The sequence below is a fragment of the Streptomyces sp. NBRC 109706 genome, assembly GCF_000974485.1.
In the GTDB taxonomy this organism is placed as follows: domain Bacteria; phylum Actinomycetota; class Actinomycetes; order Streptomycetales; family Streptomycetaceae; genus Streptomyces.
This window is the reverse complement of the sequence record NZ_BBOM01000008.1, coordinates 382,998-399,181: the sequence shown is the minus strand read 5'-3', so window position 1 is coordinate 399,181 and position 16,184 is coordinate 382,998. Positions and strand designations below refer to the sequence as shown.

The following is a 16,184-nucleotide window of genomic DNA, read 5'->3' as shown; positions in this document are numbered from 1 at the left end:
GGTGGGTTCGGGGGCGGGGCGGTCCCGATCAGACGCCCTTGACGGTGAAGCCGGCCCGGAGCAGCGAGTCGTCCCTGGAGGAGGGCCCGACCAGCAGCTCGAAGGCGCCGGGCTCCACGGTGCGGCGGCCCTTCGCGTCCACCAGGGTGCAGTCGGCGACCGGGAGTTCGAGGGAGAGCACGGTGGACTCCCCCGGCCGGAGGGACACCTGGCGGTAGCCCTTCAGCTCCTTCTCGGCCCAGGTCACCGAGGTGACGGTGTCGCTCACATAGAGCTGGACCGTCTCCAGCACCGGCCGGGAGCCGGTGTTGCGGACGGTGACCCGCGCGCGCACCGTCTCGTGGCTCTCCAGGACCGGCGTCAGCACCTCCAACTCGTCGTACTCGACGGTGGTGTAGCTCAGGCCCTCGCCGAACGCGAACGCCGGGCTCTGCGTCAGATCCGCGTAACGGGTGCCGTGCTGGCCGCGCACCTGGTTGTAGTAGGTGGGCTGCTGGCCGACGTGCCGGGCGAAGGAGACGGGCAGCCGGCCGGTGGGCTCGATCAGGCCGAGCGCCAGCTCGGCGACGGCGCGACCGCCGCGCATCCCCGGGTTGGCGGCGTAGATCAGCGCCGAGGCCCCCAGCGCCGAGTCGGGCAGCACCAGCGGCTTGGAGCTGATCAGCACCACCACCATGGGCTTGCCCGTCGCGGCCAGCGCGTCGAGCAACGCGACCTGGCCGCCGACGAGTTCCAGGGTGGCCGTGGAGCGGCCCTCGCCGATCAGCTCGATCCGGTCGCCGACGACGGCCACCACATAGTCGGCGGCCTCGGCGGCGGCGACGGCCTCGGCGATCAGCCGTTCGTCGGGCTCGGCCGGGATCACCACATCGGGGCGGGGCTGCCCGTCGGGGAAGAACGCGCCCTCCGGGTCGGCGCCGACGCTCAGGATCTCGGCGCCGGTCGCGTGGGTGATCGTCCAGTCGGCCGGGGCCTGGTCGCGGAAGCCGTCCAGCACGGTCTGGATCATCGTGCGCGGGTGTCCCTCGGGCAGCCAGTCGGTCTGCCCGGAGGCGCCGGCCCAGTCGCCGAGTTGGGCGTGCGGATCGTCCGCGTTGGGGCCGATCACGGCCACCGTGCGGGGCCGGCCGTCCGACGGGGCGAGGGCGCGGCCCGCCTCGTCGGCGGTGAGCCCACCGGCCAGCGGCAGGACGCCGTCGTTGCGGAGCAGCACCAGCGAGCGGCGGGCCACGTCGAGGTTGACGGCGGCGTGCGCGTCGATCCCGATGACCTCGGCCTGGCGGGCCGGCTCGGGGTGGCGCGGGTTCTCGAAGAGGCCCAGCTCGAACTTGAGGGTCAGGATGCGGGCGACGGCCGCGTCAATGTCGGCCTCGTCCAGCAGCCCTTCGGCCACCGCCCGCTGGGCGCCGTCGAAGAACTGCGGGGTGGTCATCACCATGTCGTTGCCGGCGCGCACCGCGGCCGCGGCGGCCTGGGTGTGGTCGGCGTAGACATGCTGCTCCCAGACCATCCGGCCGACGTTGTCCCAGTCGGTGATCAGCGTGCCGGTGTAGTCCCACTCGCCGCGCAGCACATCGTTGAGGAGCCAGTCGTTGACGGTGATCGGCACGCCGTCGATGGACTGGTAGCCGAGCATGAAGGTGCGGCAGCCCTCGCGTGCGACGCGTTCGAAGGGTGGCAGGAACCAGGAGCGGAGCTTGCGCTGGCTGAGGTCGGCCTCGCTGGCGTCGCGTCCGCCCTGGGTCTCCGAGTAGCCGGCGAAGTGCTTGGCGCAGGCCAGGATCGCGGTGGGGTCGGTCAGCCCGTCGCCCTGGTAGCCGCGGACCATCGCTGAGGCGAACTCGCCGATCAGGAACGGGTCCTCGCCGAAGGTCTCGCTGACCCGGCCCCACCGCAGGTCGCGGGTGATGCACAGCACCGGCGAGAACGTCCAGTGGATGCCGGTCGCGGCGACCTCGACGGCGGTGGCCCGGGCGGCCTTCTCGATCAGGGCCGGGTCCCAGGTGGCGGCCATCCCCAGCTGGGTGGGGAAGATCGTCGCGCCTTCCCAGAAGGAGTGCCCGTGGATACAGTCCTCGGCGACCAGCAGCGGAATGCGCAGCCGGGTCTGCCGGACCAGCTCGGCGGCCTCCAGCACCCGTTCCGGGGAGACATGCAGGATCGAGCCGACGTGCATCTCCTCGACATGCTCCCGCACGCCGTCCTTGGCGTTGAGCTGCAGCATCTGCCCGACCTTCTCCGGCAGGGTCATCCGGCCGAGGAGGTCGGCGACGCGCTCGGCGACAGGCAGCGCGGGGTCGAGGTAGGGCAGAGGGGAGTTCACGGGGTTCCTTTCCCGGGGCGAAGCAGACGGGGCACTCAGGCGCGCGGGTTCGCCACGCGGACGGGTGGGTACAGCCACCGGGCGGTGTACCCGCCCCGCGTCCGCCCGGGCGAGGGACCGCCTCGCGTGGTGTGTCGGGCAGGACGCACGGTGACTCCGGTTCGCTGAAGAGGAAGCTGATGAGGAAATCTGGCTGGTGAGAGCGCTACCGAAGAAACGCTAGCACTGAAAACTTCCGTATGGAGGTTTTGCCGGTTCCGGGACTACTCTGCCCCCATGGATGAGCCGGCAGGGACCTCGAACGGATCGTCGCGCCGAGGCCCTTACGCCAAGGGCATCGAACGTCGCCGCGAGATTCTGGCCCGGGCGATCGAGGTCTTCACCGAGCGTGGCGCGCAGCGGACGTCGCTGCGGGCGATCGGTGACGCCATCGGGGTGTCCCATGCCGCGCTGCGGCACTACTTCGACTCCAGGGAACAACTCCTGCTTGAGGTCTACAAGTTCGCCGAGCAGCGCAGCGAGGAGGAGGATCCGGAGCCGGCCGGCGGTTCGGTGGTCGGCGTGATGACCCACGCGGCCCGCCGCAACCGGGCGGTGCCGGGGCTGGTCCAGCTGTACTCGACGCTGGTGGCCGGCGCGCTGGAGGACGACCACGAGGAGTCCAGGGAGTACTTCGCCACCCGCTTCGAACGACTCAGGCAGCGGCTGGCCGAGCAGGTGGCGGCCGACCAGTCGCGGGGCGACATCCGCGCCGACATCGCCCCCGAGGCCGCGGCGGCGCTGGTGATCGCGGCCTCCGACGGCCTGCAGATCCAGTGGCTGCTCGATCCGGAGATCGACATCGAGGAGACGCTGCGCCAGCTGGAGCTGCTGCTCGCCCCGAAGCCGTAGGTTCCGGTTCCCGGCCCGGGCGCCAACCCCCTTCCGATTGGCGGGGGTTGCCTGGATGCTGAGCCTGGCAACAAGGGACCCACCCGTCACTACAAGGAGGAAACCGATGCCCCCACCACCGGTTACCCGACGTACCGCCCTGACTCTTCTCGCCGCCACCGCCGGCAGCCTGCCATTTGTCGCCTCGGGCGCGCACGCCTCGGGCACGCGCGCCCCGGCACCGCTGGCCGACCCCACGCGGTTCTATCTCGGTTCCGTGCAGCACGAGATCGGCGTGGCCAGCGCCGACCCCACCTCGGGAGCGCTGTCCGTGGACGCGCTGATCCCCGGCACCCGTTCGTCGTTCCTGGCGGTGTCGCCCACGGTCAACGCCCTGTACTCCGTCATCGGCGACGACGGCGGGCGGCTGGACGCCTTCGCGCTGGACGCGGACGGCGCCGTCCTGGGCGAGCTGGGCAGCACCTCGGGGCTCGGCGACGGGCCGTGCCATGTCAGCGTCCACCCGGCCGGCGGCCACGCCTTCTCCGCCAACTACAACGACGGCACGGTGGCCGTGGTCGCGCTGGCGCCGGACGGCACCCCCGGGGAGGTGACCCAGGTCGTACAGCACACCGGCTCGGGTCCCCACCCGGGCCGGCAGGAGGGACCGCACGCGCACCAGGTGCTGCCCGACGCCACCGGCGAACGGCTCTTCGCCGTCGACCTGGGCACCGACTCCGTCTTCGTCTACGCCTTCGACGCGGAGGCCGGCCAACTCACCCAGGAGCACGAGGCGAAGCTGCCGCCCGGCTCAGGGCCGCGCCATCTGGCCTTCCATCCGGGCGGGCAAACCGCCTATGTGCTGGGCGAGTTGGACTCGACCCTGACCGCCTGCGGCTACGACCCCGACAGCGGCGCCCTCACCCCCGGCGCCGTGGTCCCGCTGCTCCCCGACGGCACCTCACCGGACGGCAACTCGGCCGCCGAGGTGCTGGTCAGCTCCGACGGCCGGTTCGTCTACGCCTCCAACCGGGGCCATGACTCCATCGCGGTCTTCGCCGTCGACGGCGCGGACGAGGCGGAGCCGCGCCTGGTCGGCCACTTCGACAGCGGCGGGGCGACCCCCCGTCACATAGCGCTGGACGCCGACGAGTCGCGTCTCTATGTCGCCAACCAGAGCACCGGATCGGTGGTGGTCCTGGACCGGGACCCGGACGAGGGCACCCTGACCCCCACCGGCGCGACGCTCGACTTCCCCGGCGTGGAATGCGTCCTGCCGGCCGTCACCGCGTGACGGCACGTCACTGAACGGGGTCGGGGCCCCGATCCGCCGGTCGGGGCCCCGAGTCCGTCGAGTCCTTCGCGGGTCAGCCCGCGGTGATCTCGTAGGAGTGTCCGGCGCTGGCCCGGATCTCCACCACCCCGTCCCTGGCGGCCAGCGTGGTCACCCCGCCGCCCGTCCGGTCGGTGACCGAACAGCCGCCGGCCACCAGCGCGCCACGCACCCGCAGCACGCCGTCACGACCGGCGGTGAGCAGGGCACTCGTCGGCCGCCCGTCCGCCCAGTCGATGTCCACGGTGACGTCGCCGACCGCGCGCAGCCCCGTCACCGACCCGTCGGGCCAGCTCCCCGGCAGCGCGGGCAGCAGTTCCACCTCGCCGTGGTGGCTCTGCAGCAGCATCTCCGCCACGCCCGAGGTGGCGCCGAAGTTCCCGTCGATCTGGAACGGCGGGTGGGTGTCCCACAGGTTGGGCAGCGTCGACTCCCGCAGCTGCTGGGCCAGCATGGTGTGCGCGTGGTCGCCGTCGCCGAGCCGCGCCCAGAAGTTGATCTTCCATGCCTTGCTCCAGCCGGTGCCGCCGTCGCCCCTGGCGTTCAACGAGACCTCGGCCGCAGCCGCCTCCGGGCTGCCCGGGGTGATCCGGTTGCCCGGGTGCAGCGCGTAGAGGTGGGAGACATGGCGGTGATCGTTGTTCGGATCGTCCAGGTCCTCCTTCCACTCCTGCAGCTGCCCCCAGGAGCCGATCCGCAGCCCCGGGTCCAACCCGTCGAGGGCGGCGGCCAGTTGCTGGCGCAGCTCCGGGTCGGTGCCCAGGATCTCGGCCGCCTCCAGGGTGGAGGTGAACGCCTCGTGGACGATCTGCTGGGACATCGCGGCGCCGGCGGTGAAGTCGCCGTGCTCGGGCGAGTAGCTGGGGCTGACCACCAGCAGCCCGTCCCTGGGGTCGGTGTGCAGATTGTCCAGCCAGAACTCCGACACCTCCTTGAGGACCGGATAGGCCGTGCCGGCCAGGAAGTCGGTGTCCTGGGTGAAGCGGTAGTGGTCCCACAGATGCCGGCTGAGCCAGGCGCCGGCCTCGGGGAACCAGAACGAGGTGGCCCAGTCGTGGAGCCCGGTGAAGCCGTACGGGTTGGTCTCGTTGCCGACCACCCAGCCGCGCGACTCGAAGATCTGCCGGGCGGACTCACGTCCGGGGGCGCGGAGCGCGTCGATGAACTCGTGCAGCGGCCCGGCCGTCTCGAAGAGGTTGGTGACATGGGCCGGCCAGTAGTTCATCTGCAGGTTGATGTTGACGTGGTAGTCGGCCGACCACGGCGGCGCGGTCGACTCGTTCCACACCCCCTGCAGGTTCGCCGGCAGCGATCCCGGGCGGGAGGAGGCGATCAGCAGATAGCGGCCATAGGCGAAGAACAGCGCCTCCAGCGCCTTGTCCCGCGCGGAGTCGCCGCCGCCGTACCCCGCCAGCAGGGCGTCCGTGGGCACATCCGCCGGCATCTGCTGCCCGATGTCGAGTGCCACCCTGTCGAACAGCGCGCTGTAGTCGGCGACATGGGCGTCGCGCAGCTGCTGGTAGCTCTGCTGGGCGGCGGCGTCAACGGCCGAGGTCACCGCGTCGTGCGGGTCGTCGCCCCGGTACTCGGGATAGCTGTCGGCGTAGTCGGTGCCGGCGGACAGCACGAACCAGGCCGCGTCAGCGCCGGAGACGGTGACGCCGTTCCCGTCCTCACCACGGCTGCCGCCCTCGGTCAGCACCTGGACCTGCGCCTCGTAGACCAGCCCGTTGTCCTGGAGGGCACCGCGCACGGTGATCCGTCCGTTCGCCGCGCTCACCTGGGCGCCCTGGTGCGGCCCGTCGTAGGACAGGGTGAACGAGACCCGTCCGCCCTGGTCGGCGGCGATCCGCCCGACGATCACACCGGCCGGGTAGGAGGCGAAGTACTCCCTGGTGTGCTGGGCGCCGCCGGCCGAGTAGCCGACCCTGGAGACGGCCTCGGCGATGCTCAGTTCGCGGCGGTAACCGTCCGGGTTCTGCGGGGTGTCGGGGAACGCGAGGGTGAGCTCGCCGAAGGTCTGGTAGGCGCCGAACCCGGTCTTGCCCTGTCCGAGCCTGGCCGCCACCTCCTCGGGCGTGGCACGGCCGTTCGCGTCCAGTTGCCGCTGGACGTCCTCGATCGCGCCCGGCCTCGGCTCGCGCCAGTTGCCGAAGTCGTAGCCGGGCGAGCCGGGGCCGCCCGTCCACAGGGTCTTCTCGTTGAACTGCAGCCGCTCGGCGGCCGCGCCGCCGTAGATCGCCGCGCCCAGCGCGCCGTTGCCGATCGGCAGCGTCTCGCTCTCCCACTCGTTCGCCGGCGCGTCGTACCAGAGCGTCAACTCCGGTGACGGCGCCGCGTTCACCGCCGCACCGCCACTCCCCGCGCCGCCCGTCGCCTTCGCCGACGCCACGGACACACCTCCCACGGCCATTGCCGCCGCACCTCCCATCGCCGTCCTGATGGCGTTCCTACGGGTGATCCCTTGCCTCATCGTGGGCCTCCTGGGGCCAACATGCATGACGGATGCCAGGGCCTGAGCCAGGCTAGACATCCAATGAAAACTCGGCAAGAGAACCGGCAGAGACCGAGAAAACCACCAACGAGCCCGATCTGGCGAGCAGTACATGGGATGTCCCCCGAGGACTGCGGGCCCGACACCCCGCAGCAACCCCGACGCTGAGCACCCCCCGGCGGCGCGCTGCTCGCCCTCCGCACGGAAACTGCAACGTTTCTGTCCGGACTCCCCCCGCACAATCAACGCGACGGGCCATGTTCCGCCCGGAATTCGAGCAGAGCGGGGGAAGAGAGGAACGATGCCAGATATCACCATCGTGGGAATGACCAGACTGGCCATGACGATGCCGGTCGAGGTGTTTCCACTGCCGTACCACGCGTATCGCCGGCCGTCCTGGATGCGGTGCGCCGTGGTCGGCGGCTCGGTCAATGTGGGAAGTGCGCTGAAGAGCCTGGGCAGCGATCCCAGGATCTGCACCCTGGTCGGCACGGACGAGGCGGGAGAGGTCATTCGCGCCACACTGCGCCGGCACGGGCTGGAGGGGCGCGGCGTGGTGGACACACCGGAGTCGGCGAAGACGGTGATCCTCGTCGAGCCCGACGGGCGGGTGGCCAGAAGCGCCTCGGCCTCGGGGGTGGCCCAGGAGTACCCGATGGAGCGGTTCATCGAACAGTCCGTGGACGCCGATCTGGCGGTCATCTCCAGCACCCCGTTCGGCGAGCCGTTCCTGCACACCGCGAAGAACCTGCTGGGTCTGCCGGTCGCCGTCGACCTCCATGTGGCGGCGGATCTGACCGATCCCGGGCAGCGCCCCTGGTTCGAAGCGGCCGACGTGCTCTTCTGCAGCCACGAGCGGCTGCGGCTCCCGCCCGCCGAGTGGATTGGCGAGGTGCTCGGCCGCTACCCGGGCTGCCAGTTGGCCGCCGTCGGGCGGGGCGAGCAAGGCTGCGTCATGGGGCTGCGCGACGGGCGCCTGGTGGAGATCGACGCCGTCACCCCGCGCCCCGTGCGCAGCACCGACGGGGCCGGCGACGCGCTGTTCGCCTCCTTCCTGCACGGTTGGCTCTCGGCGGGTGAACCGGTGGAGGCGCTGGAGTCGGCCGTGCTGTTCGCCGGTTGGAAGATCGGCGCGGAGACGGCGACCGAAGGGTTCCTGACCGGCGGGGAGTTGGCCGCGCTGCGGAGGGTCTACCCGCTGCGCACCAGGGTCAGCTCCTGGCTGCCGGGACGCGACGGCGGCTGAGCCGCCCGGGCGGGGCCGCGCGCCCCGCCGTGCGACGGCCGGGCGCGCGGTACCCCGCGCGGCCGGCCGGTCGTCAGTCCGGCTCGGCCAGCCCGCGAGCCACCCGCTCCGCATCGGGCACGGCGCCGACCTCGGCGTACACCTCCTCGGCCCGCGCCAGATGCGCCCGGGCCGTCTCGTCGTCCCCCGACGCCGCCGCCACCTCGGCCAACGCCTCGTGCACCCGTCCTGCCTCGAAGACCTGACCGACCTCGCCCAGGTGCTCCAACGTCTCCAGCAGCTGGGCACGCGCCGCCGCCGGCTGCCCGGCCCGAAGGCATGCCTCCCCCATCAGGCGCCGAACGATCAGGAGATGGACGGAGGGCGGGGCCTCGCCCAGCGTCGCCAGCGCGGTGCCGAGCAGGTCCAGCGCCCGCCGATGGTCTCCCCGCAGGCTCGCCAGCTCCCCCAGCCGCGCCCGACCGCGCGCCGCCCCCCAGTGATCGGCCGCCTCGCCGCGGATCTCGACCGCCTCGGTGAAACAGGCGGCGGCCCCTTCCAGATCGCCCAGCCGGCGGTGGGTGAGGCCGGCCTGGTGCAAGACGTTCCCCTCGCCCCGACGGTCGCCCAGGGCGCGGCGCAGCTCCCGTGCCTCGTCGAACACGGCCAGGGCCTCCCTGTGGCGTCCGCCCTCGCGCAGGGCGATGCCGAGCCCCATCCGCAGCCTGGCCTCGCCCAGCAGGTGCCCGAGTCGCGCGGCGGCGGCGGCGCCCCGTTCCTGGCTGATGATCCAGTCGTGATAGACGCGCAGGTAGGAGAACAACGGCCACATCGCGTCCGCGAGTTGCCAGACCGCGTCGTCGTACTCCCTTTCCACGGCGAGGCGTTGGGTCGCGATGAGATTGGTGTGTTCGGTGGTGAACCAGGCGATTCCCGAGGCGGTGTCGGGGAATTCCCTGGGGCTTTCCGGCGGATGGACATAGTGCGGCTCCGGCCGCTTGCGAAGAGGAGAGACGACGGCGTCCGCCGCGTTGGCGGTGGCCAGATAGTGGTCGATCACGCGCCGCTCCGTCTCCGCGCGCAGTGCCGGCGAGTCCTGCGCCTCGGCGCGCGACTGCGCGTGCCGCTGGATCAGGTCGTGGAACCGGTAGCGGCCGGCCGGGGCCGCCGTCAACAGGTTTGCCTCGACCAGCGTGGCCAACGAGCCGCCCGGATCCTCGACCGGCGGGCCCGCCTGGGCGACCGCCAGCGCCAGCTCCGTCTCGAACTCCGGCCCGGGATGGGCCCCCAGCCGACGGTAGAGCCGCCCGGCCTCCGCTGGCAGTGCGTCATGGAACTGGTCCAGGCTGGTGTTCATGGAAACCTCCTCGGGTGCGTCGGCGGCCGCCGTGTGCGGGCTGATCACCAGACTCGCGGCGGTGGCGACGCTCCACCCCGGTCGGCTCGCCAGCAGCGCGGCCCCCACACAGACCGCCAGGGGAAAACGGCCGTACGCCGTCACCAGCTCACGGGCGGCGGCGGCGTGCGCGGCGACCCGTTCCTGACCGACGATGCGGCCGAGCAGTTCGAGGGCGGAGCCGGTGTCCAGCGGCCCGAGCGGAAACATCTCGGCACCGTCCAGCGCCAGCGAGGTGAGCCGCCACCGGCTGGTCACCAGGCAGACGCTGCCCGGCGAGACCGGTATCAGCGGGCGCACCTGGGCCGCCGACATCGCGTTGTCGCACAGCACCGCCAGCCGCCGGTCCGCGGTGACCGTCCGGAACAGCGCGGTCTGCCCGGCCAGATCGCCGGGGATCGACTCGGGCGCCACACCCAGCGCCTGCAGGAAACGGGGCAGGACGGTGCTGATCTCGATCGGTTCGTGTATGCGATGGCCCCGCAGGTCGACAAAGAGCTGCCCGTCCGGGAGGCGCGCGATGCGTCGGTGCAGCCAGGCCAGGGCCAACGAGGTCTTCCCGACACCGGGCGGGCCGCTGATCATCACCACCCCTGGCACACCCTCCGAGTCGGCTCGCTCGAAGACCGCGTCCAGCCTGGCCAGCTGCTCCGCGCGGCCGGTGAAATGCCGTGGCCGTGGCGGCAGCTGTCGCGGCGTCCGGGGGGCGGGGGCCGGTTGGTGGCCGAAGTACACATCGCCGTGGATGGTCGCCGCCTGCACGCTGTTGCCACTGTTCGTGCCGGACTGGTCGTTGTGGGCGGCTGCCGCCGCCCCGGCTGCCCGGCCCTCGGAATCTCGCACTCGTGCCCCCCAGAGTGTCCGTGTGATCAACCCCGCGCGCACCGACGCCGACTCCGGCACGGCACATCACATCGCCCGGTACCTCCTCGTCCACCGTGTGAGGCCCGGTTGATGTTGCCATTTCACACCCTCCACCAAGCATTGAGGCTGAGTGGATGCCGTGTTACGGCACATATGAGCCTCCTCTGCGCCCCCGCGGAGCCTGGCACCGCCGCCTGGGCGGCGCGGACCGACCCCCGGCACGGCCCCGAGGAGAGAGGTGGACAAAGCGGCCTTCGCCCGGATATCCGCACCATCGCGGAGAGTTGGCATCGCCCGGAAGCGGGACGGGCGTCGGCGGATCCCGCGGCGGGGCCGGGGGCCCCGTCGCCCGCCGCCCCTCGCATCCCACGGATCTCGTACTCGCAACCACACCAGCGCCCCCAGGCGGCCGGCCCGCTCGCCCCTGCGGCGACTTACCACTTCCGTCAGCGATGGCCTAAAAGGACTTTCGCACAGCAGAGCGCCGGTCAACCAGAGGGCATGCCCCGCCACGCCCCGTCGAAGGGGCGTCGAGCCGTTGACAACTCCCGCTTGTCAGCCCGCCGTTGACGCGGGGACGAGACGGGTGACGACGCGCAGCCGAGGGCTGGCCGCGCGGAGACCGTCGACCAGGGCGTCGCCGGCGCGCTCCAGGGCCTCGTCGTCCATGGGCCCCAGCGCGTCCAGGACGAAGAGCGCGCGGGTGGTGGTGTCGGTGAGCTGGGTCCGCGTGCACTGGCGCCAGTTCCACCGGCGGCAGGTGACGCCGACGCCGTCGCGCCAGACCACCTCTCCCGGATCGGGCGACTCCACCACGGACTCGCCGTTCGCCGTGGTGTCGAAGGTCTCGTCGCCGGTGGCCCGCACCAGCCGGGGCGCGCCCCGGTAGTGGTCGAGATCCTCCCCACCGAGCGGCACCACATGGGCGATGGAGACGGCGTTGTAGATGTCCGTGAGGCGGTTGACGCGGGGCAGCCCGGTGGCCAGCCGGCGCAGCAGCGCGTCCGCGCTGGGACGGGTGCGCTTGGGCTTGGCGCCGGCGGCCCGGAACGCCTCGTGCCAGGCCACGAGATGCGGGTGCTCGCCGTGCGGGGTGTCGGCGAACCGCGCCCTGGCCTCGTTCTCGGCCCCGGCGAGCAGCCGCTCGCTGATCTCGTCGCTGGGGCCGGGGAGCAGCCCGTCCGCGGCGATCAGCAACGCCCGGTAGTCGGGGCGGAGCGCGCCGATCTCGGGAGCCACCGTCGCGGTGGCCAGCCAGGCCGCCAGATCCTCGGGGGCCTTGAGGTCGTCGGGATCGAGGGTGGTAGCGGACACGTCACTCCCTGTGCGGCTGGTCGAAGGCGGCGCCAGTCTAACGACGGGCCGCCCCTGGAAGGCCGGGGTGCCCGCTGGCCGGACGGGCCGGCGCGCGAGGAAGCGGTTCGACGGGGGCCCGGCGGGGTGGCTAGGCTGCCTCCCGTGTCCAGCCCGGAGTCGTCCAGACGCTAGCCACCGTCCCCCGGTGGCTTCCCGTCGTCCCACACCACCGCCGCGCCCGTCAGCCGGGCGCCGGGCGGCCCGTGCCCGACCCCTGCCACCGGATCGCGAACTCCTGGGGTTTCCCCGGGGTTTCTCTCGCCCTCGGGCCTTCCCGCCCCTGGGCCGCTCTCGCGCGGTGGCCGCCTGACGGTCTCTCTCCGGCTCCTTCCGGCTCTTTCCAGCTCTCTCCAGCTCGACGTTGCTCCGTTCCCGCCGGAACGCTCCGCTGCCCGGTTCGCCGGTCGCCGTGTCGATTCTCCGTGTCGATCCACGATGTGGTTGTGGAGTGTTGTCGTGCCATTCGCTGTTTTCCTGCTGGGCCTCGCGGTCTTCGCCCAGGGGACGTCCGAGTTCATGTTGGCCGGTCTTGTCCCGGAGATCGCCGCCGACCTGGACGTGTCCGTATCCGCCGCCGGCTCGCTGACCTCGGCGTTCGCCGTCGGAATGATCGTGGGGGCGCCCGCGATGGCCCTGCTGAGCCTGCGCTGGTCGCGGCGCGCGGCGCTGTGGGGCTTTCTCGCGGTCTTTCTGCTGAGCCATGTGCTGGGGGCGTTGACCACCAGCTATCCGCTGCTGTTGGCCACCCGGGTCGTCGGGGCCCTGGCCAACGCCGGTTTTCTGGCGGTGGCGCTGGTCGCCGCGACCGCGATGGTGGCCCCGGACGCCAAGGCGCGGGCCACCGCCGTGCTGTTGGGCGGGGTCACCTCCGCCTGTGTGGTGGGGGTCCCCTGCGGTGCGCTGCTGGGCCAACTCTGGGGCTGGCGCGCCGCGTTCTGGGCCGTCGCCTTGGTGTCGGTGCCCGCGCTGCTCGCCATTCCCCGCTCCGTGCCGGCCGGTGCGCCGGAAAGCGTGACGGGGGCGGGCGGCGGCGCCCGTGCCGAACTGCGCGCCCTGCGGCGCCCGGCGCTGCTGCTGGTGCTGGCGCTGGGCGCGCTGGTGAACGGTGCCACGTTCTGTGCCTTCACCTATCTGGCGCCGCTGGCCACCGAGGTCGGCAGCCTGGCGGATGCCTGGGTGCCCGGCGTGCTGGCGCTGTTCGGCCTGGGGTCCTTCGTCGGGGTGACGATCGCCGGGCGGCTGGCCGACACCCGGTCCGGTGCGCTGCTGCTGATCGGTGGTCCCGCCCTGCTGCTGGGCTGGGGAACGCTGGCCCTGACCGCCGGTGAGCCGGCGGCGTTGCTCGTTCTGGCCTTCGTCCAGGGCGCGTTGTCCTTCGCCGTGGGCTCGACGCTGATCTCGATGGTGCTCTACGCCGCGACCGACGCGCCCCGGCTGGCCGGCGGGTTCGCCACCGCGGCGTTCAACGTCGGTGCGGCGCTGGGCCCTTGGGCCGGTGGGCTGGCCCTCGACGCCGGTCTCGGCTATCGGGCGCCGGCCTGGCTGAGCGTGTCGCTGGTGGCGGGCGCCCTGGTCGTCGGCTTGTCCGCCGGCGGCCTGCGGCAACCCGGACCCAAGCCGCTGCGGAGGTGAGCCGACCCGCCCCCGCGAGGAGGCACGGCCGCCGGTGGACCATGATGGTTTCCGGGGGTCGACGGGCGAGACGGGGGCGCGATGGTCGAGGTCAACTGGCGGGCCGGGCGCACCGTACGCGAACTCCGCGCCCGGGCCGACGCGTTGCTCTTCGCGGCCGAGGCCGTGACGCGGGATCGCGCCTGGGCGGGTGCCGAGGCGCGGGCCGCGTTGACGCCGCTGGTGGCCGAACTGGTACAGGCGGAGTTGGACCGCATCCCCGTGTCGCGGCTGCGCGAGGTGACCTCCGGCCGGCTGCGGATCGGCGCCTTCGAGGACGCCGGCCTCGACACGGTCGGCCGGATCGCCGAGGCCACCGAGTACCGGCTCCGGCGGATTCCCGGAGTCGGTGAACAGACGGCGCGGCATGCCAAGGCCGCCGCACGACAGATCGCGGGCGCCGCGGAGGAGACGGTGACCGTCCGGCTCGACATCGAGCGAGGGGACGATCCCCGCCACACGGCCCTGGTGGTCGCCTTGGGCCGGCTGGTCGCCGCCGGCCCCGAGCTGGCTCGCACGGTGGAGACGGCGGAACGGGTGGCGCGCGAGGTGAGCGCGCTGCTGGCCGACACGCGCCCGGCGTCCGGCCGGTTGCGCATGCTGGTGGCCGGTCGCCGGGGGCGTGCCTCGGCGCGCGAGGCGCTCCCTCGGCTGGCCGAGACCCTGCGGGAGGCCCAGGAGCGGGACGTGCCGACGCTGCTCGCGCAAGCCTCGGCCGACCTGCTGCGCGAGCCGCCGTCCGAGGCCGCGGCGTGGCTGGACTTCGCCTCCCGGGCGGCCGAGTACCACACCGTGCTCGGGGAGCTGTCCTCCGCTTCGGGCGCCTGGGAGGGAGCCGAGGGCTTCCTCCCAGGCGAAGTGGTCGCACAGGTCCGCCGGCAGCCCCTGGACGACACACATCGTCGAGTGGCGCTGCGCGGTTACCAGAGCTTCGGCGCCAGGTTCGCGTTGGCACGGCGACGCGCGATTCTCGGCGACGAGATGGGACTGGGCAAGACGGTGCAGGCTGTCGCGGTGCTCGCCCATCTGCGCGCCGAGGGGGCGCGGCACTTCCTGGTGGTGGTGCCGGCGAGCGTGCTGGTGAACTGGATACGGGAGATCGAGGAGCGCAGCACGCTTCCTGCCTTCCGGCTGCACGGCCAGGAGCGCGAGGCGAGCCGCGCGGAGTGGGCCGAGCACGGCGGAGTCGCCGTCACCACCTTCGACGGGCTGCGCGCGCTGCCAGGCCCCGACGCGCCGGGACCGGAGGTGGCCATGCTGGTGCTGGACGAGGCTCATTTCGTCAAGAACCGTGGCACCCAACGGTCGTTGGCCGTCGCCGGCTGGACGGAACGGGTGGACCGGGTGCTGTTTCTGACCGGGACCCCCATGGAGAACCGCGTGGAGGAGTTCCGCGAACTGGTGCGCTATCTGCGTCCCGAACTGGTGGAGGAGGTCCACCATCGCAAGGCCGTCGCGGGTGCACGGGCGTTCCGCCGCTCCGTGGCGCCTGTCTATCTGCGGCGGAACCAGCGGGATGTACTCACGGAACTGCCCGAGTTGGTGCGGGTGGACGAGTGGGAGGAGTTCTCGCCGGGGGATCTGGCGGCCTATCGGGCAGCCGTGGCCCAGGGCAACTTCATGGCGATGCGGCGAGCGGGCTACGCCGCCCCGGCCACCTCGGCGAAACTGGGGCGGCTGCGGGAGATCGTCGCCGAAGCCGCGGCCAACGGACTGAAGGTGCTGGTGTTCTCCTTCTTCCGGGATGTGCTGAGAACCGTGGGAGACGCGCTGGAGCCCGCCCCGCTCGGCCCGGTCGACGGGCGGCTCGGCGCGGCCGCGCGGCAGGAACTGGTGGACCGGTTCGCCGCCGTCGACGGGCACGCGGTGCTGCTGTGCCAGATCCAGGCCGGCGGCGTGGGGCTCAACGCGCAGGCCGCTTCCGTGGTGATCCTCTGTGAGCCGCAGGTGAAGCCGACGTGGGAGAGCCAGGCCGTGGCCCGCGCCCACCGGATGGGCCAGGTTCGCCGTGTCCAGGTGCACCGACTGCTGGCAACCGACAGCGTGGACCAGCGCATGCTGGCGCTGCTCGCCCGCAAGGAGCGTCTGTTCGACGCGTATGCCCGACGCAGCGCCACCGCGGCCTCCGCCGACGAAGCGGTCGATCTCTCGGACGCCGCCCTGGCCCGCCGCATCGTGGAGGACGAGCAGCGCCGCCTTGCCACGACCGGCCCCGAGCCGGCGGCGAGCGAGGCCACAGGCCCGGCCGATCCGGCCGGCCAGGACGGCCAGGACGGCAGCGACGGCAGCGACGGCAGCGACGGCAGCGACGGCAGCGACGGCGAGGGCTACGGGACCGGCGCGGAGACCGACAAGCGGGCGCCGCGTCATTAGCCCGCGCCGCCCAGTGGGGCGGACAGGGGTGTCAGCCATCGATCCGACCTCCGTTCACGGACGCGCCAGGGAGGCTCGCCCAGATCTGACCCACATCGTACGAGCCGTCACTGACAGTGACGACCGCCCGGGAGCGCCACCGGGGAGGGAGCGGGGCGCGCTCGCGGCGTCGGTGGATGTGCGCCGGGGGCGCGTCGATGACTGCCGCGCGCCGCCGGTGAGTTGGCCGATTTTCGTCGGCCCGCTCGGGCCGTCGGCCCAGCTGCCGCAGGCGGGCGG

General features: G+C 72.6%; 8 protein-coding genes and 1 pseudogene. 5 read left to right on the top strand and 4 right to left on the bottom strand.

All coding sequences use genetic code 11. The annotated features are described in order from the left end of the window. Positions 1-28: 28 nt before the first annotated feature. A complete protein-coding gene (locus AOM46_RS18880; RefSeq protein WP_062213438.1) occupies positions 29-2,323 on the bottom strand; it encodes a glycoside hydrolase family 3 N-terminal domain-containing protein in 2,295 nt (764 codons plus the stop codon). A 276-nt stretch (positions 2,324-2,599) separates the two neighbouring features. Between AOM46_RS18880 and AOM46_RS18875 the strand changes: the two genes are divergently transcribed. Next, complete coding sequence (locus AOM46_RS18875) at positions 2,600-3,214, top strand: TetR/AcrR family transcriptional regulator (protein ID WP_062213437.1); 615 nt, start codon at positions 2,600-2,602, stop codon at positions 3,212-3,214. A 106-nt stretch (positions 3,215-3,320) separates the two neighbouring features. Beyond that, the gene (locus AOM46_RS18870) at positions 3,321-4,487 is read left to right on the top strand and encodes a lactonase family protein (protein ID WP_062213435.1); all 1,167 of its coding nucleotides are present in this window, start codon (positions 3,321-3,323) and stop codon (positions 4,485-4,487) included. 73 nt (positions 4,488-4,560) lie between these two features. Here the strand turns inward: AOM46_RS18870 and AOM46_RS18865 are convergent, their stop codons facing one another. Continuing rightward, complete coding sequence (locus AOM46_RS18865) at positions 4,561-6,999, bottom strand: glycoside hydrolase N-terminal domain-containing protein (protein WP_078856958.1); 2,439 nt, start codon at positions 6,997-6,999, stop codon at positions 4,561-4,563. Between the two features lie 346 nt (positions 7,000-7,345). On the opposite strand from AOM46_RS18865, the gene AOM46_RS18860 reads away from it, so the two are divergent. Further along, complete coding sequence (locus AOM46_RS18860) at positions 7,346-8,266, top strand: carbohydrate kinase family protein (protein WP_062213434.1); 921 nt, start codon at positions 7,346-7,348, stop codon at positions 8,264-8,266. A gap of 73 nt (positions 8,267-8,339) precedes the next feature. Here AOM46_RS18860 and AOM46_RS35860 read toward each other — a convergent pair whose 3' ends face one another. Together AOM46_RS35860 and AOM46_RS18850 are read right to left on the bottom strand one after the other, a co-directional pair. Continuing rightward, positions 8,340-10,484, bottom strand: a complete 2,145-nt coding sequence (locus AOM46_RS35860) for a tetratricopeptide repeat protein (RefSeq protein WP_158920483.1) — start codon at positions 10,482-10,484, stop codon at positions 8,340-8,342. A 576-nt stretch (positions 10,485-11,060) separates the two neighbouring features. Further along, entirely contained in the window at positions 11,061-11,819 is a 759-nt protein-coding gene (locus tag AOM46_RS18850) for a B3/4 domain-containing protein (RefSeq protein ID WP_062213430.1), read from the bottom strand. A gap of 498 nt (positions 11,820-12,317) precedes the next feature. Between AOM46_RS18850 and AOM46_RS18845 the strand changes: the two are divergent. Further along, positions 12,318-13,489 (top strand): annotated as a pseudogene (locus tag AOM46_RS18845) (Cmx/CmrA family chloramphenicol efflux MFS transporter); the annotation flags it as partial. Between the two features lie 85 nt (positions 13,490-13,574). Beyond that, on the top strand, positions 13,575-15,905 hold the full coding sequence (locus AOM46_RS18840; protein ID WP_067226356.1) for a DEAD/DEAH box helicase: 2,331 nt from the start codon (positions 13,575-13,577) through the stop codon (positions 15,903-15,905). Positions 15,906-16,184: the final 279 nt, after the last annotated feature.